20 protein-coding genes and 1 pseudogene are annotated in these 22,892 nt (G+C 73.6%); 9 read left to right on the plus strand and 12 right to left on the minus strand.

Annotated features, from left to right (window positions below; genetic code table 11):
- The first annotated feature begins 4 nt into the window (after nt 1–4).
- Nucleotides 5–412, plus strand: coding sequence for a peptide-methionine (R)-S-oxide reductase MsrB (gene msrB, locus D6B71_RS13440; RefSeq protein ID WP_121255824.1), 408 nt, complete (start codon nt 5–7; stop codon nt 410–412).
- Nucleotides 413–417: 5 nt separating this feature from the next.
- On the opposite strand, the gene D6B71_RS13445 is transcribed toward msrB, so the two are convergent.
- Nucleotides 418–1,065: a hypothetical protein gene (locus D6B71_RS13445; protein ID WP_121255826.1), complete on the minus strand. Its 648-nt coding sequence runs from the start codon at nt 1,063–1,065 to the stop codon at nt 418–420.
- The gene (locus D6B71_RS13450; RefSeq protein WP_121255828.1) at nt 1,062–2,819 is read right to left on the minus strand and encodes a right-handed parallel beta-helix repeat-containing protein; all 1,758 of its coding nucleotides are present in this window, start codon (nt 2,817–2,819) and stop codon (nt 1,062–1,064) included. The genes D6B71_RS13445 and D6B71_RS13450 overlap by 4 nt, the downstream gene beginning before the upstream one ends.
- Before the next feature lie 222 nt (nt 2,820–3,041).
- Between D6B71_RS13450 and D6B71_RS13455 the strand changes: the two genes are divergently transcribed.
- The gene (locus D6B71_RS13455) at nt 3,042–4,457 is read left to right on the plus strand and encodes an FAD-binding oxidoreductase (protein WP_121255830.1); all 1,416 of its coding nucleotides are present in this window, start codon (nt 3,042–3,044) and stop codon (nt 4,455–4,457) included.
- 72 nt (nt 4,458–4,529) lie between these two features.
- Here the strand turns inward: D6B71_RS13455 and D6B71_RS13460 are convergent, their stop codons facing one another.
- From D6B71_RS13460 to hemG, 6 genes are all read right to left on the minus strand, one after another.
- Nucleotides 4,530–5,228 (minus strand): hypothetical protein, encoded by a 699-nt coding sequence (locus D6B71_RS13460; protein ID WP_126688269.1) that lies wholly within the window; start codon nt 5,226–5,228, stop codon nt 4,530–4,532.
- Nucleotides 5,229–5,286: 58 nt separating this feature from the next.
- On the minus strand, nt 5,287–5,997 hold the full coding sequence (gene hemQ, locus D6B71_RS13465) for a hydrogen peroxide-dependent heme synthase (protein WP_206051744.1): 711 nt from the start codon (nt 5,995–5,997) through the stop codon (nt 5,287–5,289).
- A 106-nt stretch (nt 5,998–6,103) separates the two neighbouring features.
- A complete protein-coding gene (locus tag D6B71_RS13470; RefSeq protein WP_206051745.1) occupies nt 6,104–6,769 on the minus strand; it encodes a response regulator transcription factor in 666 nt (221 codons plus the stop codon).
- A 13-nt stretch (nt 6,770–6,782) separates the two neighbouring features.
- Nucleotides 6,783–8,879 carry a sensor histidine kinase gene (locus D6B71_RS13475; protein ID WP_121255836.1) on the minus strand — a complete coding sequence of 699 codons (2,097 nt, stop codon included), beginning with the start codon at nt 8,877–8,879 and terminating at the stop codon, nt 6,783–6,785.
- A 7-nt stretch (nt 8,880–8,886) separates the two neighbouring features.
- On the minus strand, nt 8,887–9,594 hold the full coding sequence (locus D6B71_RS13480; protein WP_206051746.1) for a hypothetical protein: 708 nt from the start codon (nt 9,592–9,594) through the stop codon (nt 8,887–8,889).
- 120 nt (nt 9,595–9,714) lie between these two features.
- Entirely contained in the window at nt 9,715–11,148 is a 1,434-nt protein-coding gene (gene hemG, locus D6B71_RS13485; protein ID WP_206051747.1) for a protoporphyrinogen oxidase, read from the minus strand.
- Nucleotides 11,149–11,243: 95 nt separating this feature from the next.
- Here hemG and D6B71_RS13490 point away from each other — a divergent pair, with 95 nt between their 5' ends.
- Nucleotides 11,244–12,158 carry a DUF4349 domain-containing protein gene (locus D6B71_RS13490; protein ID WP_164519659.1) on the plus strand — a complete coding sequence of 305 codons (915 nt, stop codon included), beginning with the start codon at nt 11,244–11,246 and terminating at the stop codon, nt 12,156–12,158.
- 19 nt (nt 12,159–12,177) lie between these two features.
- Here D6B71_RS13490 and hemE read toward each other — a convergent pair whose 3' ends face one another.
- Nucleotides 12,178–13,245: a uroporphyrinogen decarboxylase gene (gene hemE, locus D6B71_RS13495; protein WP_164519660.1), complete on the minus strand. Its 1,068-nt coding sequence runs from the start codon at nt 13,243–13,245 to the stop codon at nt 12,178–12,180.
- Between the two features lie 69 nt (nt 13,246–13,314).
- Here hemE and D6B71_RS13500 point away from each other — a divergent pair, with 69 nt between their 5' ends.
- A complete protein-coding gene (locus tag D6B71_RS13500; RefSeq protein WP_121255841.1) occupies nt 13,315–13,971 on the plus strand; it encodes a DUF3000 domain-containing protein in 657 nt (218 codons plus the stop codon).
- Complete coding sequence (locus tag D6B71_RS13505; protein WP_121255843.1) at nt 13,971–15,317, plus strand: ribonuclease D; 1,347 nt, start codon at nt 13,971–13,973, stop codon at nt 15,315–15,317. The genes D6B71_RS13500 and D6B71_RS13505 overlap by 1 nt, the downstream gene beginning before the upstream one ends.
- On the opposite strand, the gene D6B71_RS13510 is transcribed toward D6B71_RS13505, so the two are convergent.
- On the minus strand, nt 15,298–16,668 hold the full coding sequence (locus D6B71_RS13510; protein WP_164519661.1) for an extracellular solute-binding protein: 1,371 nt from the start codon (nt 16,666–16,668) through the stop codon (nt 15,298–15,300). The genes D6B71_RS13505 and D6B71_RS13510 overlap by 20 nt on opposite strands.
- A 164-nt stretch (nt 16,669–16,832) precedes the next feature.
- Between D6B71_RS13510 and D6B71_RS13515 the strand changes: the two genes are divergently transcribed.
- Nucleotides 16,833–17,660 (plus strand): hypothetical protein, encoded by an 828-nt coding sequence (locus D6B71_RS13515; protein ID WP_126688270.1) that lies wholly within the window; start codon nt 16,833–16,835, stop codon nt 17,658–17,660.
- 28 nt (nt 17,661–17,688) lie between these two features.
- Here D6B71_RS13515 and D6B71_RS13520 read toward each other — a convergent pair whose 3' ends face one another.
- Nucleotides 17,689–18,147 (minus strand): type II toxin-antitoxin system PemK/MazF family toxin, encoded by a 459-nt coding sequence (locus tag D6B71_RS13520; protein ID WP_121255849.1) that lies wholly within the window; start codon nt 18,145–18,147, stop codon nt 17,689–17,691.
- 158 nt (nt 18,148–18,305) lie between these two features.
- Between D6B71_RS13520 and pflB the strand changes: the two genes are divergently transcribed.
- Together pflB and pflA are read left to right on the plus strand one after the other, a co-directional pair.
- A complete protein-coding gene (gene pflB, locus D6B71_RS13525; RefSeq protein WP_121255927.1) occupies nt 18,306–20,594 on the plus strand; it encodes a formate C-acetyltransferase in 2,289 nt (762 codons plus the stop codon).
- A gap of 1 nt (nt 20,595) precedes the next feature.
- The gene (gene pflA / locus D6B71_RS13530; RefSeq protein WP_121255851.1) at nt 20,596–21,363 is read left to right on the plus strand and encodes a pyruvate formate-lyase-activating protein; all 768 of its coding nucleotides are present in this window, start codon (nt 20,596–20,598) and stop codon (nt 21,361–21,363) included.
- Between the two features lie 10 nt (nt 21,364–21,373).
- On the opposite strand, the gene D6B71_RS13535 is transcribed toward pflA, so the two are convergent.
- Nucleotides 21,374–22,222: a hypothetical protein gene (locus tag D6B71_RS13535; RefSeq protein WP_126688271.1), complete on the minus strand. Its 849-nt coding sequence runs from the start codon at nt 22,220–22,222 to the stop codon at nt 21,374–21,376.
- A 298-nt stretch (nt 22,223–22,520) separates the two neighbouring features.
- Here D6B71_RS13535 and D6B71_RS13540 point away from each other — a divergent pair.
- Nucleotides 22,521–22,892 (plus strand): annotated as a pseudogene (locus tag D6B71_RS13540) (hypothetical protein); the annotation flags it as partial.

Consider the following 22,892-nt stretch of genomic DNA (forward strand, 5'->3'; position numbering starts at 1 on the left):
CGGCATGGCCTACAACGTGGAGAAGACCGACGAGGAGTGGCGTGCGGAGCTCTCCGCCGAGGAGTACGCCGTGCTGCGCCAGGCGGGCACCGAGCCCGCGTTCCGGGGCGAGTACACCGACACCGAGACCACCGGCGTCTACCGGTGCAAGGCGTGCCAGGCCAAGCTGTTCGAGTCCGACACCAAGTTCCACTCCGGCTGCGGCTGGCCGTCGTTCTACCAGCCGATCAGCGACACCATCGAGTACCTCGAGGACAACTCCCACGGCATGAAGCGGGTCGAGGTGCGCTGCGCCAACTGCGGTTCGCACCTCGGACACGTGTTCCCCGACGGCTACGGCACGCCCACCGGCGACCGCTACTGCATCAACTCGATCAGCCTCACCCTGGAACCGTCCGCCGACGGCTCGTAGGACGCTTACCCTCGCCCGGGCGCCGGCAGCCGCCGGTCGTCGCCGCGCACCAGCGTGCGCTCGGGGCAGTCGAGGATCACCTGCGCGTGCGAGGTGAGCGGCTCGGCGAACGACACGGTCTCGGTGAACGAGCGGCCCAGGACGCTCCCGGTGACCTCCGCGGCGGTGTAGCTCTGCGTCGCCCGCTCGTGGTAGTAGCGGCAGTTGGCGAACCGGAACGTCAACGGCACCACGGCCTCCTCGAACGGCCCCAGCTCGACCGGCTCCGCTGCGCCCTCACCCTCGGGGACGGGCTCGAGGAGCGGGAACTCCGGCTCCACGAGCCGCACCCCGGTGACCGTGACCGGCAGCAGCCCGGTGTTCGAGACCGGCACGCCGACCGTGACGGTCTCGCCGTACTCGTAGGCCAGGAAGTAGGTGCCGTCGGCGCCGTACTCGGGCACCTCGAGGCCGGCCCGCACCGGCATCGCCACCCGCACGTCCTGTCCCAACCGCACCCCCTGCGGCGCGAGCGCCCACGCCAGGCCGAGCGCCGCCACGACCGCGGTCCAGCGCGGCCACCGGCTCCGACCCGGCCGACCGCTCGCCGTCGGCTCGTCGGCGGGAGGAAGGTCGGCCGTCGGCATCGCCGGCTGGCCCAGGAGCAGGCTCATCGGGCCGCCCGTCCGGTACGCCGCGCCCCGAGGCGGACGCCGAGCGCGGCGAGCACTCCCGCCCCGAGCAGCAGCACGGGGCCGACCGGGCTGCTGTCGCGGCCGCCCATCGCGGCCGGCCGCTGGCCGGGGACCGGCTTCGGGGGCGCCTCGAGCCAGTCGCAGCCGGCCGGGTCGGGGTTGGAGTAGCGGTCGTACTCGGCGCACGGCAGCAGTTGCACGGTCTTGACCAGGTTGCTCGGGGGCAGCTGCGAGGGGTGTCCGCAGTCGGGCAGCGAGCCGAGCGTGGCGTTGTGGGTGACCTCGGTGCCGGGCGCGGTGAGGTTGTCCTGCCAGCAGTTGCCGACGCCGGCGTCGTCCCACCAGAAGTCCAGCCCGTTGGGCAGCACCTCGCCGTCGGGCGAGAAGCCGAGCTCGTTGCGGGTGAACTTGTTGTGGTTGCCGTTGTCGAACTGCTTGGTGGGGTCGTACTCGCCGCGCAGCGCGGCGGGCGGCACCCAGTAGGACATGATCCCGCTGCGCCAGTTGTCGTAGATCGTGTTGCCGCTGACGAAGTTGTGGTTGCCGACGATCATGCCGCCGGTGCCGACCGGCAGGCCGAACGCCGGGCACACCACGCCCTTCTCGTAGCCGACCTCCGCCGGGGTGTCGGCCTGACAGGGTGCGTCGGTGCCCTGGGTGTTGCCGTAGTAGCTGACGTTGTTGCCGTGGATCTCGTTGCGGGTGAACCAACCGTGGTCCTGCGGCATGCCCGGGTGACCGCCGAGGATCGACTCGACGACGAACCCGATGCCGTTGTCGCGGATCCGGTTGTCGTGCACGTAGACGGAGTTGCCGGCGGTGCCGGAGAACCCGAGCGTGTTGTGGTGCATGTCGCAGTCGCGCACCTCGACCGCCCACCGGTCCAGCGGCCCGGTGACGGTGCTCTCGGAGTTCACGTCGGCGGCCGACCCGGGATAGATCCCGGAGTCGCCGTTGTGGTGGGCGTTGCAGCGCTGGATCAGACCGTGGTCGGAGGTGAAGGTGAGCACGCCGTAGAGGTCGTTCTTGCGGGTCTCGAGCCGGTCGAGCACGTAGCCGTCGGTCTCGTGCACATAGACGGCGTTCTCGCGGAACAGCTCGACGGTCATGTTCGCCAGGTAGAAGCCGTCGGCGCGGTCGGCCTTGATGCCGTTGTGCTTGACCCAGTCGCCGTCCTCGCGGAAGCCGCCGGAGAGGAGCACGTCGCGCGGGTCGTCGCCGGTGCCCTCGATCTGCAGGTCGCACAGCTGGTTGTCGCAGGTGATGTCGGGGTCGTCGGGGTCGTCGCCGGCGATCGTGACCAGGTTGACCACCTCGCCGCAGTCGACGACCAGGTCGTACTCGACGACGCCGCCGTCGTAGTCCTCGGCACACGCGGCGTCCCACGACGGCTTCTCGCGGTAGCGGCCGGGCAGCACGTAGATGTTGGTGCCCTGCCTCTGCACAGCGTCGACCGCCGCCTGGATGTCGCGGTGCTCGCAGTCACGCAGCAGCCGCTGGTTGAAGCGGCGTACGCCGGGCCGATCGATGCGGGCGATCCGCTTGGCGGAGCCCTTCTTGCACACCACGATCACGTCGGCCGCCTCGGCCTTGGTGCGGTGCTCGGGCACCTCACCGCGGCCCGGCGGGAACTGCGACTCGCGCTCCTCGTGCGCGCCGGCCGGCCCGCCGGCGACCACACCGGCGAGCAGCAGGGAGAGCAGCCAGAGAGGGAGCAGGACCAGTCGGCGCATGGTGGCCTCGTCTTCCGCGGTGCCGTCGGGGATGACGGACCAACGGCCGAGGCAGCGCGAGGTGACGCGGGCCCTTCGCGGTCCACCCATTTTCGGCGGCTGACAAAAGCCCGCCCGCGAGGGATGTCCGACGGCACGCTGCGGGACGAGGCTGGCTTCTGACTGTCCGGGCCTCGCCCCTACCTACCGAGGATCCGCTCGAACGCGAAGGACACCCGAGTCATGACCACCACCCCCACCACCCCCACCACCCCCGGCACCCCCGGCACCCCTCTTGACGTGGCCCGGCCCGCCACGTCGCTGCGCGGCCTCTGCGGCGGCCGCGTCGCCCTCCCCGGCGACGACGGGTACGACGCGGCGCGCGTCGCCTGGAACCTCGCCGCCGACCAGCGGCCGGCCGCGGTCGCCGTACCCCGCAGTGTCGAGGAGACCGCCGAGGTGGTGCGGGCCGCGGCGGCGGCCGGACTCCGCGTCGCGGCGCAGAGCACCGGCCACGGCGCCTCGGCGCTCGCCGAGGCCGACCTCTCCGACACCGTGCTGGTCCGGCTGCACGAGCTGACCGGCGTCAGCGTCGACGTCGAGACCCGGACCGCCCGGGTCGTCGGCGGCACCCTGTGGGCCGACGTGGTCGCGGCGATCGCCCCGCACGGCCTGGCCGCGCTGCACGGCAGCGCTCCCGACGTCGCGGTCGCCGGCTACGCCCTCGGCGGCGGGCTGTCGTTCTTCGCCCGGCAGCACGGCTTGGCGGCACACTCGATCACCGCGGCCGAGGTGGTCACCGCCACCGGCGAGCTGGTCCGCGCCGACGGCGCCCAGAACACCGAGCTGCTGCACGCGCTGCGCGGCGGGGGCGGCAACCTCGGGGTGGTGGTCGCGCTGGAGATCGCGCTGCTGCCGATCGCCGACGTCTACGGCGGCATGCTGCTGTGGGACCGCGAGCGTGCCGCCGAGGTCGTGCGGGCGTGGACCGAGTGGACCCGCGACCTCCCCGAGTCGGTGACCACCTCGCTGCGGGTGATGAGCTTCCCGCCGCTGCCCGAGCTGCCGCCGTTCCTGAGCGGCCGCGACCTCGTGATCGTCGACGGGGCGGTGCTCGAGGACGACGACACCGCCGCCGCGCTGCTGGCCCCGCTGCGGGCGCTCGCGCCGGAGCTGGACACCTTCGGCCGGATGCCGGCGGCCGGCATGCTCGGCGTGCACATGGACCCGCCCGCCCCGGTGCCGTCGGTCGCCGACCACGCGGTGCTCGGCCCACTGCCGGACGCCGCCGTGGACGCGCTGCTCGCAGAGGTCGGCGCGGGCACGCGATCGGGCCTGATGTTCGCCGAGCTGCGCCACCTCGGCGGCGCGGTGGCCCGCCCCGCCGACGGCGCCCTCTCCCACGTGGACGGCGACTACGCGCTGTTCTGCGTCGCGGTCGCTCCCGGACCGGAGGCAGCGGTCGCGGGCCGGGCCGCGGCGGCCCGCGTGGTCGAGGCGCTCGCACCGTGGGCGACCGGTCGCCACGTGCTGACGTTCACCGAGCGCCCGGTCGACCCGGCGACGGCGTACTCCACCGACGGGCTGGCCCGGCTGCGCGCGGCCAAGACGGCGGTCGACCCGACCGGGGTCTTCGTCGGCAACCACCGGGTCTCCTGAGATGGCCGCCGAGGGGTCACCCATTCCCGCGCGACACGCGTGTCCGGGGGAACGGTTGACCTTTCGGCACGCTCAGACGGCGGGCACCAGCAGCGAGACCACGTTCACCACGTCGGCGCCGTAGGTCTCGTCGGCCCACCGCTGGAGTGACCCATCGTCGTGGACGACCTCGACGGTGACTCGGACCTCGTCGGCGGAGGCGCTGGTGGCGCCCGGCAGCGCCATCACCTCCCCGACGACCACCTCGAGCTCCCCGGCGTCGAGCTCCACCGCGGGGGTGGGCGGCGTGCTCGGCTCCGGCACCATCGGGTCGTAGAGAGCCGCGGGCACCAGGTCGGTGACCGTGAAGGTCTCGCCGTCGAACGTGCCGGTCACCGCGAACGACCCCCAGCGCACGTCACCCTCGCGGTCGAAGACACCCCGGGCGTCGGCCCACCTCCAGCCGTCGATCGGGATGCCCTGGCACTGCGGCGGCCACGACTCGGCGACCGGTCCCAGACACAGCTGCGGCGGTGCGTCGCCGGCGTCGAGCACGGTGGCCAGGTGCAGGCTGCGGACCGGGCCGTCGGCGGCCGGGATCGCGGCGGGCATGCCGGCGGGGGCATCAGGCTCCGCGCCGTCGGAGGCCGGGTCGTCGTCGGAGACCGGGCTGTCCGCGGAGCCGGCGAGCGCCGGGTCAGCCGCAACGTCGGCGGGGTCCTCGGAGCCGCAGCCGGTCAACGGGGCGAGGAGCAGCAGGCCGACCACGGCGGCCACAGCAGGGATGCGCATGCCGTTCCGACGCCTGGGCACGCCGGCCGGTTGCATCTTCCGGCTCGGCTCGGGCCGGTCAGGGCAGGCGCTGGACCAGATCGGCGGCCTCGACCCGGGCGCCGGTGTAGAACGGGATCTCCTCGCGGACGTGGCGCCGCGCCCCGGAGGCACGCAGGTGGCGCATCAGGTCGACGATGCGGGCCAGGTCGTCTGCCTCGAACGCGAGCAGCCACTCGTAGTCGCCGAGCGCGAAGCTGGCCACGGTGTTGGCGCGCACGTCCTTGTAGTCGCGGGCCATCTGGCCGTGCTCGGCGAGCAGGGCACGGCGCTCCTCGTCGGGCAGGAGGTACCACTCGTAGGAGCGCACGAACGGATAGACGCACACGTGCCGCTTGGGCTCCTCGTCGGCGAGGAAGGCCGGCACGTGGCTGCGGTTGAACTCCGCCGGGCGGTGCAGCGCCATCTGCGACCACACCGGCGCGAACCGGCGGCCGAACGCGGTGCGGCGGAACCGGTGGTAGGCCGACTGCAGCTGCTCGGAGTCGACGGCGTGCCACCAGACCATCAGGTCGGCGTCGGCGCGCAGCCCGCTGACGTCGTAGAGTCCGCGGACGACCACGTCCTCCTCACCGAGGTCGGCGATCAGCTTCTCGAGCTCGGTGGACTCGGCGCCTCGGTCGGCGTCGCCGCCGAGGAGGTGCTCCAGCTTGAACACCGACCACATCGTGTAGCGGATCGAGTCGTTGATCTCGCGGATGCGGGCTGCGTTGCTCGTCATGCCTCCCATTCTGCCGCGCGGGCGGGACCACCTTGGCGGGGGGCTCCGCATGCCGAGGAGTCAACGGTTCCCCGACACGCCGCGATATCGCGGGAATCAGTGACCCCTCGGCGACTCACTCCCGGCCGAAGCCCGCCTCCCGGGCCTTGATGATCGCGTCCGCCCGGCCGGTGGCGTGCAGCTTGGCGTAGATCGAGGAGACGGTGTTGCGCACGGTCTTGTTCGAGACGAACAGCTGCGCGGCGATCGCGTCGTTGGAGCGGCCGGCCGCGAGGAGGTGCAGCAGCTCCCGCTCACGGTCGGTGAGGTCCGGGAACGGCGGCTCCTTCTCCGGGGCTCGGCGCCCGCCCGCGAACAGCGCCGCGACCCGCCCCGCGAGCGAGGCCCCGAACACCATGCCGCCGGCGGCCGCGGCCAGCAGCGCCCGGCGTACCTCCTCCGCGCCCGAGCCCTTCAGCAGGTAGCCCGAGGCGCCGGCCTGGATCGCGGCGAGCACCGTGTCGTCGTCCTCGTTCATCGTCAGCATCACCACGCGCACCTCACGGTGGCGGGCGGTCACGAAGCGGGTCGCCTCGACCCCGTCGAGCACCGGCATCTGGATGTCCATCACGACCACGTCGGGTCGGGTCTCGTCGACGATGTGCACCGCTGCCCGCCCGTCGGCGGCCACGCCGACGACGTCGAACTCCGGCAGCGCTCCGAGCAGGGCGACCAGTCCGTCCCGCACGATCTCGTGGTCGTCGACGACCACCACCCGCACCGGCTCCGCGTGCTCGCTCATCGCCTCGTCCTCCTCATCCCTCGTCCTCCGGCGTCGCGCCGTCGTGGCCGCGCCGCACCGGCAGCCAGGCCCGCACCACCGTGCCGCCGTCGTCCGGGCAGGCCACCTCGGCGCGGCCGCCCAGCTCGGCGGCCCGCTCGCGCAGCGACACCAGACCGACGCCGGCCTGCACGTCTTCGGGGATCCCGACCCCGTCGTCGGCCACCTCGACCAGGAGCTGGTCGGCGTCACGGCTCAGCCGCACGGTGCAGGCGCGAGCCCGGGCGTGCCGGGTCACGTTGGTGATCGCCTCGCCGGCGATGCGGTACGCCGCCACCTCGACCGCGGCGGGCAACGCACCGAGGTCGCCGGCGGCCACGGTCACGCGCACACCCTCGACCCGCTCGGCCTGCTGGCGCAGCGCACCCACCAGGCCGCGGTCGTCGAGTGCGGGCGGGCGCAGGTCGTGGACCAGGCGCCGCACGTCGGCGACGACGTCTTGGACCAGCGCGGTCGTGGCCGCGAGCTGCCGCCGGGCGCGCTCGGGCTCCGAATCGATCAGGAGCCGAGCGGACTCCAGCTGGAAGACCACGCCGCCCAGCGAGGGCCCCAGCCCGTCGTGGAGGTCGCGCCGGATCCGGCGACGCTCCTCCTCGCGGGCCACGACGAGACGCTCCCGGCTGGCCTGGAGCTCCTCGGCGAGCCGGCTGGTCCGGGCCGCGGTCGCGGCCTGTCGCACCAGGTCACCGAGCACCTCCTCGTCGCGGCGCGAGAGCCGGCTGCGCAGCCCACGCGCTGGCAGCACCAGCCGGCCGACGTGGTCGCCGCGGTAGGTGATCGGCAGGGTGCGGGTGCGGTCGGGCGCCGTCCCGTGGGTGGCGGTGAGCCGCTCACCGCCGCTGCGCTCGACCTCGACGCTGACGAAGCCCACGCCGAACGCGTCCGCGACCGCGCGAGCGACCGCGGCCAGCTGCTCGGGTCCCTCGTCGGTGGACTCCAACGTCGAGGCGAGGCCGGCCACGGCGTCGTAGGGGTCCGCGCTCTCGCCGAGCACACGACGCCGGACCCACCGGGAGAGCCGCTGGCGCAGCGGGCCGTAGAGCAGCACGGTGGTCAGCAGGACCACGAGCACCACCTGCGACTGCTCCATCGAGTCGTCGAGCAGCGCGCTGAGCCCCGCGACCGCCACGAAGTCGACGGCCACGAGCACCAGCGCGAGCAGCGCCAGCACCAGGGTTCGGCCGAGCAGATCGTCGATCGGCACCAAGCGGGGGGCGACCACGGCCACGGTCATCGCGGCCGGGGCCACCGTGATCGAGAGGAAGAAGACTGGCGCGTTGAGCGGCCCCAGGTCGATCGACGCGGTCACGACCGCGACCGTGACCACCACCAGCACGCCCCACAGCAGCCAGCGCATCTGGTCGCGCGCAGTGCCGGTGGCGTGGCGGTAGCGATGCACCACGACGCCGACCGGCACGACCAGGCCCAGCACCGTGATGGCCTGGAGCGCGCCGGAGAGGGTCTCCAGCAGCGGGGCCAGCGCATCGACGGTCGTGGGGTCCAGGTCGACGCCGGGCGGGGGGTCGACCCTCCCGGGCTCCTGCGCCTCGTAGGGGACCAGCACGAACGACAGGGAGCTGAGCACCATCGCCGCCATGCAGACCCAGCTGGCCACGCCCCACAGGCCGGGCAGGAACCGGCCGGTGGGGAAGATCAGCGCGAGCAGCACCACGGTGGAGGTGAGCAGCGCGGTGAAGCGGAACAGGAACCAGACCGCGAACGTCGTGCCGGGCAGAGCGTCCTCGGTGACCAGGGCCAGCCGCACCCACGACTCCGAGACGCCGTCCAGCGCCCAGAACAGGCCCGTGCCGCCCATGGCCACCCCGATCACCCGGTGGCCGGCCGAGCGCAGGATGACGGCGGACAGCAGGCCCAGGACCAGGCCGACCAGTCCGGTGCCCAGGCCGTAGGTCGTCGTCGACTCCTCGCCGAACGACCAGAGGATCGGCTCGCCGTGGATCCGCAGCTCGAGGGCGGCGATCACGGCGACACACAGCGCGCTGGCGAACGGGAACGCCGCAGCGACCGGCCAGCTGGCCGGTCGCTGCGCGCGCTCCGCGGGTGGCGTCACGCGGACATCAAACACCGCTGGTGCGGTCGCCGAAGGAGAATCCGAGGGCGGTCACGAGCATCCAGACCGGGCCGGTCATGCCGGCCATGTACTGCAGCGGCGAGACGCCCCACAGCAGGGTGATGCCGCCGAGGACGAGGCCGACGATGCCGATCCAGCGGGGCACCGCCTTCGCCCGGCCGGCGACGAACAGGGCGAGGCCGCTCAGGCCGGCGAGCACCCACAGCCAGGGGATCGTGCCGATCCAGTGGTTGTAGAAGGTGACGTTGGCCGGGTTGACCAGGCCCTCGTCGTCGCTGAGCGCGAAGATGAACTCGGTGTCGAGACCGGCCCCGAGGACGCTGACCACGGCGGTGCCGAAGACCCCGGAGAACGCGATCAGCGGGGCCAGCGCCGTCTCGCCCATCGTGGCCCGCAGCCGGCGGAACAGGCCGGCGGCGAAGACCACCGAGAGCACCGCGCCGATCATCGTCACGGTGTGGAAGGCGATCAGCAGGCCGGTCTGGTCGGCGAGCTCGTCGGTGATGAGGGCGGCGTCGCCGCCCAGCTCGGGGTCGTAGACCCCGCCGATCATGCCGCTGAGGTTGAAGGTCGCCAGGCCGGCGAGGCCGGCGACGACCCCGGCCCCGGCCCAGGCCCGCGACGCTCGCGGGGCGGAGGGCGTCGGGGACAGGTCGGATCGGACCGGGTTGGTGGAGGTGACGTGGGTGGTCATCGGTGGGTCGCTTTCTCTGGGTCGGTTGTCGCGATGACCGCAGGCTCGCGGGCCCGCTGTCCCGTCTCCCAGGGACGCCGCGGTACACCCGGCGGGACACCCAGCCCCGCCGACCCGGCGCTACTGCAGAGCCACCCCCGCCGACTCGGCGAGGGACCGGGCGGCGGAGAGCGCGGAGCCGATCACCGCGGGAATGCCCACCCCGTCGTACGCCGCGCCGCAGACCGCGAGGCCGGGCACCTCACCGACGGCGGCACGCACCCGGGCGACGCGGTCGAGGTGGCCGACGGCGTACTGCGGCAGCCCGCCACCCCACCGCTGCACGTGCGTGTCGACGGGGGTGGCGGCGAGCCCGACGGCCTCGGCGAGGTCGGCCAGGGACGCGGCGACCAGCTCCTCGTCGGCTGCCTGCAGGGCGGCCTCCTCGCGGTGCCGGCCCAGCGAGGTGCGCAGCAGGAGGAGGTCGCCGCCGTCCGTTCCGGCGGCGCGGCCGGCCTCGCGGACCCAGCCCCACTTCGCGAACGAGAACGTGGACGCCTTGATCCGGCGGCCATCCACCGGAGGCACCAGGAACCCCGACGAGGAGGTCTCGGCCAGCGAGGCCACGTCGGCGGCGCGGAACGCCAGCGTCACCACCGCCATCGACGCCACCTCGACCCCGGCGAGCTCGTGGGCGGCGACCGGGGCGACCTCGGCCAGGAGCCGGGCGGCCGGCGGAGCCGGCACGGCGAGCAGCACGGCGTCGGCCTCCACCAGCTGCTCGGCGGTGGTGGGTCCGACGGTGAGTGCGAAGCCGTCAGGGGTGCGGCGCAGCTCCCGCACGGTGGCACCCGTGCGCAGCTCGAAGCCGCCCTCGCCGCTCGCCCCGGCCGCGATCGCCTCGGGCAGCCGGCCCATGCCGCCGGGGATCCCGGCGAACACCGGCCCGGCGTAGGTGGTCGGGATGGCCGCGGCCTGTTCGAGCATCGACCCCTTGGTCGCGAACGCGACCAGCTGCGGCACCGACGCCCGTGCCGAGAGCAGCCGGGCGTGGCCGGCGTAGACCCCGCCGAGGAGCGGCTCGACCAGCCGGTCGGTGACCTCGGGCCCGAACCGCCGGTCGACCAGGTCGCCCACGGAGACGTCGCCGTCGACCACCTCGGCCGGCAGCGACGGCTCCTGCCGCACCCGCGCCAGGCCCTCGGCGGAGAGCACCCCGGAGGCGGAGAGCTGGTCGAGGTCGAGCGGCACCCCCATCAGCGACCGCGGCAGCGGCCGCAGCGAGCCGCGCGTCCAGATCTTCGAGGCGGCGGTGGTCGGGTGCTCGACCGGCAGGCCGAGCGCCCGGGCCAGGTCGACACCCTCGGGCCGCCGGTTGAGCATGGCCTCCGCCCCGACGTCCACGGTCACGCCGGCGACCGGGCGGCGACGCAGCTTGCCGCCGACCTCCGGTGAGCCCTCGAGCAGCAGCACCCGCAGCCCCCGGGAGCCCAGCTCGCGGGCGGCCGCCAGGCCCGCGATGCCGCCACCCACCACGACGACCTGCCAGCGTCCGCCCTGCCCGTGTTCGCGCACGCCCCCAATCTCTCAGACGCTCGCGCGCGGCCGCCCGGCGCCGCGGGAACCGTCACCCGGGAGGGACCGTCCCAGACGGCATGAGCAGCTCTCGCTTGCCTCGCCGTCTCCCCGCTCTCGCCGCCGCGCTGCTGGCCGTGACCCTCACGGCCGGCGCGTGCTCCTCGTCCGACGACGGCGGCGACAGCCAAGCGACGGCCGCCGACAGTGCTGCCGAGGGCGGCGCGATGTCCGCCGAGGACGCCCCGGCAGACAGCGTCCTCCGCGACCAGCCGGGGAAGGCCGCCCCCGAGCAGCAGGTGCAGGAGGCGCTGGTCATCCGCACCGGCACCGTGTCGCTGGAGAGCGACGACGTCGCCCAGGCCCGGTTCGACGTGCAGAAGGTGGTCGACCGGGCGGGCGGCCAGATCACCGACGAGGAGACCCGCACCGGCGACGACGGCGAGGTCCGCACCTCCCGGATGGTGCTGCGGGTGCCCAGCGACACCTTCGAGGCGACGATGAAGGAGCTGGAGGAGGAGGTCGCCGAGCTGAACGACTCGACGAGGAGCTCCGAGGACGTGACCACCCAGGTCATCGACAACCGGGTGCGCATCCGGGTGCAGCGGGCCAGCATCCGCCGGATCGAGGCGCTGCTCGCCCGCGCGGTCGACATCGGCGACGTGGTGCGCATCGAGTCCGAGCTCTCCCAGCGCCAGTCCGAGCTGAACTCGCTGCTGCGCCGCCGGGCCTTTCTCACCGACCAGACCTCGATGTCGACGATCACCGTGCACCTCGAGCGCACCTCGGAGCAGCAGGCCGAGGACGAGGAGGAGGACGACGACGCAGGCTTCCTCTCCGGCCTGGACGCCGGGTGGGGCGCGCTGACCGCGTTCACGGTCGCGCTGGTCACCGTCGTCGGGGCGCTCCTCCCCTGGCTGGGCGTCCTGCTGGCGATCGCGGTGCCGCTGTGGTGGCTGCGTCGCAACCGCCGGCGCCGCCGTCCGGCGGCGCCCACCGCCGAGGCGTGAGGGCCGCGCGCGGCGATCGTCAGTCCAGCGGGTAGGACTGCACGAACTCGGTGAGCCGCTCCAGCGCCGCGGGGTCGGTGGAGGGGATCACCCCGTGGCCGAGGTTGAAGATGTGCCCGCGGGCGGCCCGGCCGGCCTCGATGACCTCCGCGGCGCGAGCGGTCATCACCTCGGTGGGCGCGAACACCAGCGTCGGGTCGAGGTTGCCCTGCACCCCTCGGTGGCCCACCCGCGACACCGCGTCCGCGAGCGGCGTACGCCAGTCGACGCCGACCACGTCGGCCCCGGCCTCGCCCATCAGCTCCAGCAGGCTGCCGGTGCCGACTCCGAAGTGGATCCGCGGGACGCCGAGCGCGCCCGCCCGCTCCAGCACGCCCGCCGAGTGCGGCATGACGTGGTCGCGGTAGTCGCGCGGGGTCAGTGCGCCCGCCCACGAGTCGAACAGCTGCACCGCGCTGGCGCCGGCCGCGACCTGCACCTCGAGGTACGCCGCGGCGATGCCGGCGATCTTGCGCATCAGGGCGTCCCACACGTCGGGGGCGCCGAACATCATCGCCTTCGTCTTCGCGTGCTCCTTCGAGGGACCGCCCTCGACGAGATAGGAGGCGACGGTGAACGGAGCTCCGGCGAAGCCGATCAGCGGGGTGCCGCCGAGCTCAGCGACCAGCGACCGGACGGCCTCGGTGATGAACGGCACGTGGTCGGGTGTCAGGTCGGGGATCGCCGCCACGTCGTCGAGGGTGCGCACCGGGTTCTCGACGACCGGCCCCACCCCTGCCTTGATGTCGAGGTCGACACCGACCGCCTTCAGCGGCAGCACGATGTCGGAGAAGAAGATCGCCGCGTCGACGCCGTAGCGGCGCACCGGCTGCATGGTGATCTCGACGACGAGCTCGGGGTCCATGCAGGACTCGAGCATGCCGACGCCCTGCCGGACCCGGAGGTACTCCGGCAGCGAGCGACCGGCCTGTCGCATGTACCAGACCGGGGTGTGCGGCACGGGCTCGCCGCGGGCGGCCCGCAGGAAGGCGCTGTCGCGCAGCCGCTCGTCGGCGGCGGGGCGCTCCGGATTCGGGGAGGTGCTCACGAGCGAAGCCTCGCACCTGGACCGGCGTGTTCGCACATCGGTTCGAGAGGCCCGCCCTAGGGTGGGGCCATGGTGGTCCGTCAGGAGTCGCACCCGGGCACGGGTGCCGGTCTCGCGCCCCCGGAGTTCTCCGAGGCCGTGGCCAGCATGCGCGCCGCCCGGCTGCGTCCCGAGGTCTTCTGCGAGGAGATGCCGGCGCCGCAGCGGATCGCCCCGTTCGCGGCCGCCCTGTCGGCCGACGTGACCGTCGACGACACCGACCTGGGCACCGGCCGGATCATCCTGCTCCACGACCCGGCCGGCAACGATGCCTGGGACGGCACCTTCCGCTGCGTCGCCTACGCGCGGGCCGAGATCGAGGTCGACCTGATCACCGACCCGCTGCTCGCCGACGTCGGGTGGTCGTGGCTCACCGACGCGCTCGACGCCCACGGAGCCGCCTACACCGCGATCTCCGGCACCGTCACCCGGGTCGCCACCGAGAGCTTCGGTGGGATGGCCGAGGAGGGCGGCACCGCCCAGATCGAGGTGCGGGCCTCGTGGACGCCGCTGCCGGCCGGTGGCACCGCAGCGGCGGCCGGGGCCGACGGCGAGGCGACGCTCGACGTCGCCGCCCACGTCGAGGCCTGGGCCGAGCTGCTGTGCACCGCGGTCGGGCTGCCTCCCGTGCCCGAGGGTGTGAGCGTGATGCCCAGCCGCCGTGGACAACGGGGCGCCGGACGCTGATGCCCTCCCCCACCCCCGAGCAGCCAGGAACCGAGCCGGCCACCGAGGACGATGCCACCGCCCCTCTCGCTCCGCTGCTCACGCTGCGCGACGGCCTCCCCGCCGTGGTCGAGACCGAGAGCGCCCTGGCCGAGCTGTGCGAGGCCCTGGCCGCCGGCACCGGCCCGGTGGCGATCGACGCCGAGCGCGCGTCGGGCTACCGCTACTCCAGCCGCGCCTACCTGATCCAGCTGCGGCGCGAGGGGTCGCGCACCTGGCTGGTCGACCCGATCGCCTTCGACTCCCTCGAGCCGCTGCAGCGGGTGCTCGAGGGCACCGAGTGGATCCTGCACGCCGCCACCCAGGACCTCCCCTGCCTGCGGGAGGTGGGCCTGGTGCCGAGCGCGCTGTTCGACACCGAGCTGGCCGGACGTCTGCTCGGCTACCCGCGGGTGGGTCTCGGCACCCTGGTCGAGACCGTGCTCGGCTCGCGCATGAAGAAGGAGCACTCCGCGGTCGACTGGTCCACCCGGCCGCTGCCCGAGCCCTGGCTGGAGTACGCCGCGCTCGACGTCGAGGTGCTCGTCGAGCTGCGCGAGAAGCTCGGCGCCGAGCTGGTCGCGCAGGGCAAGGACGAGTGGGCCCGGCAGGAGTTCGAGCACCTGCGCGGATTCGAGCCGACGCCCCGGGTCGAGGCCTGGCGGCGCACCTCCGGCATGCACAAGGTCCGCGGGCGCCGGGGCCTCGCGGCGGTCCGCGCGCTGTGGGAGGCCCGCGACGAGATCGCGGCGCAGCGTGACGTGACCCCGGGCCGGATCATCCCCGACTCCGCGATCGTCGCCGCCGCCCACGCGCTGCCCACCGACCGGGCCTCCCTGCTGGCCACCAAGGGCTTCCACGGGCGCGGCGCCGAGCGCTACTCGACCCGCTGGGTGGCGGCGCTGCAGGAGGCGGCCTCGATGGAGGAGCACGACCTGCCCGCCCGCGCCCCGCGCGGTGACGGACCGCCGCTCCCCCGGGCCTGGGCCGACAAGGACCCGGTCGCGGCCCGCCGCCTGCAACTGGCCCGCCAGGCGATGGGCGAGCTGGCCGAGGCCCACGGCCTGCCGGTCGAGAACGTGCTCACCCCCGACTACCTGCGCCGCACCCTCTGGACGCCGCCGCGCACCCGCGAGCCGGGCGCTCTGCTCGACGCCGTCGTCGAGCAACTGCTGGGCCTGGGTGCGCGCAGCTGGCAGGTTGGTCTGGCCGCTCCGCTGCTGACCCAGGCGATCCTCGACGCCGACGCGCCCCCGGAGCCTGCCGAGGAGCCCGAACAACCCCAGTTGCCCGAGAAGACCGAGACGCTCAGTTCTCCATCGGAGTGAAGCCCTCCGAGGGCTCGGCCTCGGGGTCGAGCACCTGGCGGGAGAGCTCGTCGATCCGCTCGGTGCGCTCGTCGAGGTCGTCGAGCACCGGCACGGTGACGAGCTGCTGCAGCTCGGTGGCCACCGCGGCCTCGAGAGCAGGCCAGTCCTCGATCAGCGGCAGCTCCTGCACCGCCCGCACCGCGACGTTGAAGACGCCCGCGTGCACCGGGAGGCGGCCTGGTTGCAGGAAGTCGTCGGAGACCGCGACCTGCAGGTTCGCCGGTGCGAGGTAGCCGGTGCGAGCGACCCGGGCCACCGAGTCGGTCGAGGTGGCATGCACCAGGAAGTCGGCGGCCTCGGCACGGCTGCGGGCCTGCTTGGACAGGCACAGCCCGGTGAGGTTGCCGACGGTGGCCGACGATCCGAGCACCGGCATCGGCAGCACGTCGAAGTCGAGGCCCTGCACCTGGCGCAGGTGGGGCACCAGCGAGCGGTAGCCGGCGATCATGCCGAGCTTGCCCCGCTCGAACCAGGTCAGCGCCGGGGCCTTGGCCAGCTGCTCCTCGGTGAGGGTGAGCTGCGGGTCGCGCAACAGCTCGAGGGTGGTCTCCAGCGCGCCGCGGCTGCCGTCGCCGGAGAGCCCCAGCGAGGTGGCGTCGTCGTTGAAGAGTCCGCCGCCGCCGGAGAGCACGAACGGCGCGAGCCCTTCGACGGTCGGTTCGATGTGTACGCCGCGGGTGCCGCGCCGGGGTCTGGTGGCGAAGTCGGCGGCGGCGGCGAACTCCTCGAAGCTCCAGCGCGGGCTGTCGCTCTCGATGTCGGGGGCGGGGAGCTCTCGGGCCGCCATCTTCTCGAAGTCGACCAGCTCGGTGTTGTAGAAGACCACCATCGGCGAGATGCCGTAGGGCATGCACTGCAGGCGGGCGTCGGCGGAGAACGCCTCCAGCCCGTCGCGGGAGTAGCCGTCGCCGAACTCGACCCCGCGCTCGTCGAGCAGGTCGTCGACGGGCTGGTTCAGCTCTTCGCCCAGCAACCAGGCCAGGTCGTCACGGGAGGAGAGCATGACGTCGGGCATCCGCTCGCCGTCCTCGATCGCGGTCCGCATCGCATCGGCGGTCGGCCAGGTGAGCAGCTCGACCTGGCTCTCGTCGTTGAGGGCGTTGTACTGCTCGACGACGTCGGCGTAGGCGACGATCTCCTGCTCGCTTCCCCACGCCCCGAAGGTCAGCCGCACCGGCTCGGCCGGCGGGGGCGGCAACGGCTGGGGGTCACCGTCTTCGGTGCACCCGGCGACGGCGGCCAGCGCGAGGAGTCCCGCCGCCAGCGCCGGCGCTCGCCGTCGACCGGCCCGTGCCCGAAGCACGCCCACTGAGCTCCCCTTTCGCATCCGTCGACCCGCCGGCAGCGCCGCCCGAGGCTTCGGGCCGGCGCGCGGATCACGGGGGTCCGGGTCACCCTATCGAGACCACGGGCACAGCGACGACGCGCATGTCGCAGCCGGGATCGGCGGGGCATCGTCCCTACGATGCCGAGGTGCGCCGCCTGCTCCCGACCGCCCTGCTGCTCGTGCTCGTGACGGGAGCGTGCGGCGGCGACCCCCAGCCGGCCGCGGACCAGCCACCGGTCTCCCGGCACCGCCTCGCCGCGACCACCGAGCCGACCCCCGACGCTCCGCCCCCGACGACGGCGGACCGGCCCTCGCGCCGACCGCGTCCGAGCCCGTCGGCCACCGGGGCACCGGGCGCCGCTCCCGCCCCGTTGCCGGCTCGCCCCCTGGCTCCGGGACGCAGCCCGGGCGCCATCCCGGCGGATCTCGGCACCCACCTCCTGACCTCCGCCGCCGTCCCCGGACCGGGCGCTGCTCTGGGCTGGACCGTGACCGCCGAGGGCGCTGAGGGGGCCGCCGTGGCGGGCGGCTGCCACAAGACGCCGCTGGTGACGATCGGCGCGCTCCGGGCCGCCCGCAGGGAGCACTCCTCGGGCCGGGACGCGCGGGCCACCCAGGTGGTCGCCCGGTTCGCCGACCGCCGCTCCGCCTGGCGCGCCCACCGGGTGCTGGTGGCCTGGCACGCCGACTGCGCCGAGCGGGCCTCCCGCAGGGTGGGGCCGGTGCGGGAGCTCACGGTGCCGACCGGCGTCGCCGAGGGCTACACGACCGCCGCGGACCGCCGCGGCGGGACCGTCTCCGCCCTGGGCATCCTGCGCACCGGCCGGTTGCTCAGCGTGATGGAGATCTCGGCCCGCTCGCGCAGCTGGCGGGTCGGCAGCCCGGCGGGCAGCGGAGTCGGCGCCGCCCTCGCCGGCGCGGAGACCGCGGTCGCGGTCGCGGTCCGGCGGGTCGCGCGCACCTTCGGCTCCTGACCGGCCTGCGCTCGCGCAGGCACCGCGCTCAGGTCTCCAGTGGGTGGAACCTGCGGGCCGCGGCGATCACCTCGTCGAACACCGGGCGCGACAGCGTGCCGCCCTCGCGGCGCACCGCGTGCTCCTCGAGCACCAGCAGCCGGTCCAGTCGCACCTCACTGGGGCGCCGCTGAGCGTCCCAGTCGCCGGAGCCGACGTCCATCCAGTGGCGGCCCCAGCGGGCCTCGTCCTCGGCGTCGAGGTCGTGGTCCTTGCTGGTGAGCATCAAGGCCAGCAGCTGCCGGCCGCGGCGGCCGATCACCAGCACCGGGCGGTCCTTGCCACGGTCGGGGTCCTCGTCGTAGGACACCCAGCCCCACACGACCTCACCGGGGTCGGGTCGGCCGTCGCGGCGGGGAGCGTAGGACACCCGGTCCCGCACCCGTCGCGCCACACCGCGGGCCAGGTCACGGGCGAGTCCACGGGCCAGGCGACGTGGCGACCTCATGGCCGCGACCCTAGTGGCCACACCGCGGCCCGGGCGACCCCGGGACCAAGGTCCCGCCGAGGTGGTGCGGCGGCGATTTCGTTGCATGCTCAAGCAGACGTCCGCCGAGCGCCGGGCTCGGCCGCGTCCTGCGAAGGACTGATGACTCAGTGACGACCGTGGCCGACCGCCCCGCACTCACGCTGGCCAGCGCAACGGAGGGAGCCCACACCGACCCGTGGCGCGGCTTCGCCCGCGGCGCGTGGTGCGAGCAGATCGCGGTGCGCGACTTCATCAACGCCAACTACACGCCGTACGCCGGCGATGCCGGCTTCCTCGCCGGCCCGACGCCGCGGACCACCGCGATCTGGGCCCGCCTGTCGGAGATGTTCCCGTCCGAGCGCGAGCGCGGGGTCTACGACATCGACACCCACGTGCCGGGCTCGATCACCAGCCACGGCCCCGGCTACATCGACCAGGACCTCGAGCTGGTGGTCGGCCTGCAGACCGACGCGCCGCTGAAGCGGGCGATGATGCCCAACGGCGGCTGGAAGATGGTCAAGGACGCCCTCGCGGCGTACCACTACGACGTCGACCCGCAGGTGGAGGAGACCTTCACCCGCTACCGCAAGACCCACAACGCGGGGGTCTTCGACGCCTACACCCCCGAGATCCGGGCGGCTCGGCGCTCGCACGTCATCACCGGGCTTCCCGACGCCTACGGGCGCGGCCGGATCATCGGCGACTACCGCCGGGTGGCGCTCTACGGCGTCGACCGACTGGTCGCGGGCAAGGTCGCCGACCTGCGGGCGCTGGACTCCAGGCGCGCCTCGGAGGAGGTCATCCGGGCCCGCGAGGAGCTCTCGGAGCAGATCCGTGCGCTCGGCGAGCTGAAGCAGATGGCCGCGTCCTACGGCCACGACATCTCCGCGCCCGCCCGCACCGCCCACGAGGCGATCCAGTGGCTCTACTTCGGCTACCTCGGCGCGGTGAAGGACCAGAACGGCGCCGCGATGTCGCTCGGCCGGACCAGCACGTTCGTCGACGTCTATCTCGAGCGCGACCTGGCCGAGGGGGTGCTCACCGAGGAGCAGGCCCAGGAGCTGGTCGACGACTTCGTGATCAAGCTGCGCATCGTTCGCTTCCTGCGCACCCCGGCCTACGACGAGCTGTTCTCCGGCGACCCGACCTGGGTGACCGAGTCGATCGGCGGCATCGGCGACGACGGCCGCCCGCTGGTCACCCGCACCTCGTTCCGCTACCTGCAGACGCTCTACAACCTCGGCCCGGCGCCGGAGCCGAACCTGACCGTGCTCTGGTCGCCGCGGCTGCCCGAGGGGTTCAAGCGGTTCTGCGCGCAGGTCTCGCTCGACACCAGCGCGATCCAGTACGAGTCCGACGAACAGATGCGGCCCCGCTTCGGCGACGACACCGCGATCGCCTGCTGCGTCTCGCCGATGGCGGTCGGCAAGGCGATGCAGTTCTTCGGCGCCCGGGTGAACCTGGCCAAGACCCTTCTCTATGCGATCAACGGCGGCCGCGACGAGATCTCGGGGGCCCAGGTCGGCCCCGCGGGCCCGGTCCTCGGCGGCTCCGGCGATGACGACGTCCTCGACTACGACGAGGTGCGCGCCCGGCTGGACGCGATGATGGACTGGCTGGCCCGCACCTACGTCGACGCGCTCAACGTCATCCACTACATGCACGACAAGTACGCCTACGAGAAGCTCGAGATGGCGCTGCACGACTCCGACGTGCACCGCACCATGGCCTGCGGCATCGCCGGGCTGTCGGTCGCGGCCGACTCGCTGTCGGCGATCAAGCACGCCCGGGTGCGACCGGTCAAGGACGAGCGTGGCCTGGTCGTCGACTTCGAGACCACCGGCGACTTCCCGACGTACGGCAACGACGACGACCGGGTCGACGAGATCGCGGTGGAGCTGGTCGAGGCGTTCATGGCCAAGGTGCGCCGGAACCCCACCTACCGCGACGCCGAGCACACCCAGTCGGTGCTGACGATCACCTCCAACGTGGTCTACGGCAAGGCCACCGGGAACACCCCCGACGGACGCCGCGCCGGCGAGCCGTTCGCCCCGGGAGCCAACCCGATGAACGGCCGCGACAGGCACGGCATCGTCGCCTCCGCGCTCAGCGTGGCGAAGCTGCCCTTCGACTCCGCGCAGGACGGCATCTCGCTGACCACGACGGTGACGCCGGCCGGCCTCGGCCGGACCCGCGACGAGCAGGTCACCAACCTCGCCGGGGTGCTGGACGGCTACATGGCCTCGGCCGGCTTCCACATGAACGTCAACGTGCTCGACAGGGCCACGCTGCTCGACGCGATGGAGCACCCGGAGAACTACCCCCAGCTGACCATCCGGGTCTCCGGCTACGCCGTGAACTTCGTCCGGCTCACCCGCGAGCAGCAGCGAGACGTCATCAACCGCACCTTCCACGAGGCGATGTGAGGTGAGCGCCGACCTGGCGGTACGCCCCGAGGCCTGCTCCACGCTCACCGGCGCGGTGCACTCCTGGGACCTCTCCACCGGTGTCGACGGGCCGGGCACCCGGTTCGTGCTGTTCACCGCCGGCTGCCCGCTGGCCTGCGCCTACTGCCACAACCCCGACACCCAGTCGATGCGGGGCGGCACCCGGCACACCGCCGACGAGATGCTCGCACGGGTCGCCCGCTACCGACGGTTCATCGCCGCGTCCGGCGGGGGGTTCACCATCTCCGGTGGCGAGCCGCTGCTGCAGCCGGCGTTCACCACCGCGATGTTGGCCGGTGGGAAGGAGCTCGGCCTGCACACCGCGCTGGACACCTCCGGGGCGCTGGGCGACCGGGCCGGCGACGCGCTGCTCGACGCCACCGACCTGGTGCTGCTGGACGTGAAGGCGATCGACCCGGCGATCTACGAGGACCTCACCCGGTTCGACCTCTCCCCCACGCTGCGGTTCGCCGACCGGCTGGCCACCCGCGGCCAGCGGGTGTGGGTGCGGTTCGTGCTGGTGCCCGGCTGGAACGACGCACCCGAGCACCTCGAGCGGCATGCGGCGTACGTCGCCTCGCTGGGCAACGTGGAGCGCGTCGACGTGCTCGGCTACCACCGGCTCGGCCGCGAGAAGTACGCACGACTCGGCCTCGTCGACCGGCTCGAGGGAGTCGACGCGGCCTCGCCGGAGCAGGTGCAGGCCGCCCGCGAGGTGTTCGCCGCGGCGGGTCTCTACGCGCCGTAGGCCGACGCCCCTAGGCGCAGGTGAGTCGCTTCACGATCCGCGGCCACATCTCCACGTCGTCGCGCGCGGCGCCGACGTAGGCGCGGGCGCGGTCGGGGGCCAGCCAGAGCCGGTCGTCACCGCGGCGGAAGCCGGAGTCGACGGCGTCGGCGGGCAGCGCGGTGTGGGGCTGGTAGGGCTCGCTGAGGTAGTCACGCAGGTAGGGCTCCGGGTCGGGGTCGCGCACGAACGTCGGCGTCCGGCCCCACGGGCCCAGGCTCAGGAACGTCATGTCCTGCTGGTCGCAGTGCTCCGGGCCACGGAACACCTCCAGACGGTCAGTGGGGACGACCTGTCCGTCGGCGTCGGTCCACACCTCGTAGCCGCGCTCCTCGACGAAGCCGGCCGGCAGCTCCACCACGTCGCACACCGCCCACGACTCGACGTACCAGCCGTCGCCCCCGGCACCCTCGCTCCCCTGGCCGTCGTGCACGATCAGCGCCGCCTTCGGCCGTCCGGCCACCTCGGCGACGTAGAGCACCCGGTCGTCGGTCTCGGCGGCGACGGCCAGGTCGGGAGGCATCGACAGCCACAGGCCCTCGCTGCGGGCCGTCCTGACCGCCGCTGCCGGGGAGTCGGAGGTGGCGCCCTCCTCGTAGACCTCGCCGTGCAATGAGGCGCCCGTGCCCCACGCATCGCAGTCGACCACGTCGCCGGCAGCACCGGCCCGCGGATGCCGGCCGTCCCCCTCCGGCAGGTGGAGCGGGCCGTCGTAGGAGGTCATCGCGTCGCGACCGAGCGAGCTCTCCTCGCCGCACGCGGCCAGCGGGAGCAGCACACACAGGGCCGCCAGGGGCAGCAGGCGTGGGTGTCGGCGCACGTCCGTACGACGGCCGGCGAGCCGCGAGCGTTCCGCCGCGTGCCGCCCCGGTGGTCCAACCTGCCGAGACCCTGCCGGTGGTCGAGCCTGCTCCGGTGGTCGAACTCGCTCCGCTGGTCGAGCTTGCCGAGACCACACCGCTGGTCGAGCTCGCTCCGCTGGTCGAGCTTGCCGAGACCACACCGCTGGTCGAGCCGCGAGGAGCGCCAGCGACGACGCGAGTCGAGACCCCCGCACCCAACCCACAAACCCAACCACAACCCTTGTCCCGAACACCTGTTCGAACTAAAATAGACCCATGCCCACCAGCCAGCACCCCCAACCGCACGAGATCACCCATCTCGACGCACGGGCCACGCTGGCCGCCACCACCGAGACGATGATGGCCCGCCGCGCCGCCGAAGTCACCGAAATGCGACTCGCCGCCCACTGGGCCACCCTGCACGGTGAACCGGTCCGCGAAGCCGCCGGCGAGCTCGCCGGCCTGGTCGACCCGATGACCCAACCCGGCGGCGACGGCACCCCGGAGGTCCGCGAGGCCTGCATCGCCGAGCTCGGCATGGCCCGCCACACCCACGCCGCCACCGCTCGGGCGTTGATCGCCGACACCCTCGACCTCCAACACCGCCTCCCCAACACCTGGCGGGTCGTCGAGGCCCTGGACTGCGAG

This window comes from Nocardioides ferulae, assembly GCF_003660455.1.
Lineage (GTDB): Bacteria > Actinomycetota > Actinomycetes > Propionibacteriales > Nocardioidaceae > Nocardioides > Nocardioides ferulae.

Excerpts from the sequence above, each read along its gene's own strand:
- D6B71_RS13500 (WP_121255841.1), top strand. The coding sequence starts at position 13,315 with ATGGTGGTCCGTCAGGAGTCGCACCCGGGCACGGGTGCCGGTCTCGCG.
- msrB (WP_121255824.1), top strand. The coding sequence starts at position 5 with ATGGCCTACAACGTGGAGAAGACCGACGAGGAGTGGCGTGCGGAGCTC.
- D6B71_RS13445 (WP_121255826.1), bottom strand. The coding sequence starts at position 1,065 with ATGAGCCTGCTCCTGGGCCAGCCGGCGATGCCGACGGCCGACCTTCCT.
- D6B71_RS13450 (WP_121255828.1), bottom strand. The coding sequence starts at position 2,819 with ATGCGCCGACTGGTCCTGCTCCCTCTCTGGCTGCTCTCCCTGCTGCTC.
- hemQ (WP_206051744.1), bottom strand. The coding sequence starts at position 5,997 with ATGGGAGGCATGACGAGCAACGCAGCCCGCATCCGCGAGATCAACGAC.
- D6B71_RS13520 (WP_121255849.1), bottom strand. The coding sequence starts at position 18,147 with ATGAGGTCGCCACGTCGCCTGGCCCGTGGACTCGCCCGTGACCTGGCC.
- D6B71_RS13505 (WP_121255843.1), top strand. The coding sequence starts at position 13,971 with ATGCCCTCCCCCACCCCCGAGCAGCCAGGAACCGAGCCGGCCACCGAG.
- D6B71_RS13470 (WP_206051745.1), bottom strand. The coding sequence starts at position 6,769 with ATGAGCGAGCACGCGGAGCCGGTGCGGGTGGTGGTCGTCGACGACCAC.
- D6B71_RS13460 (WP_126688269.1), bottom strand. The coding sequence starts at position 5,228 with ATGCGCATCCCTGCTGTGGCCGCCGTGGTCGGCCTGCTGCTCCTCGCC.
- D6B71_RS13480 (WP_206051746.1), bottom strand. The coding sequence starts at position 9,594 with ATGACCACCCACGTCACCTCCACCAACCCGGTCCGATCCGACCTGTCC.
- D6B71_RS13455 (WP_121255830.1), top strand. The coding sequence starts at position 3,042 with ATGACCACCACCCCCACCACCCCCACCACCCCCGGCACCCCCGGCACC.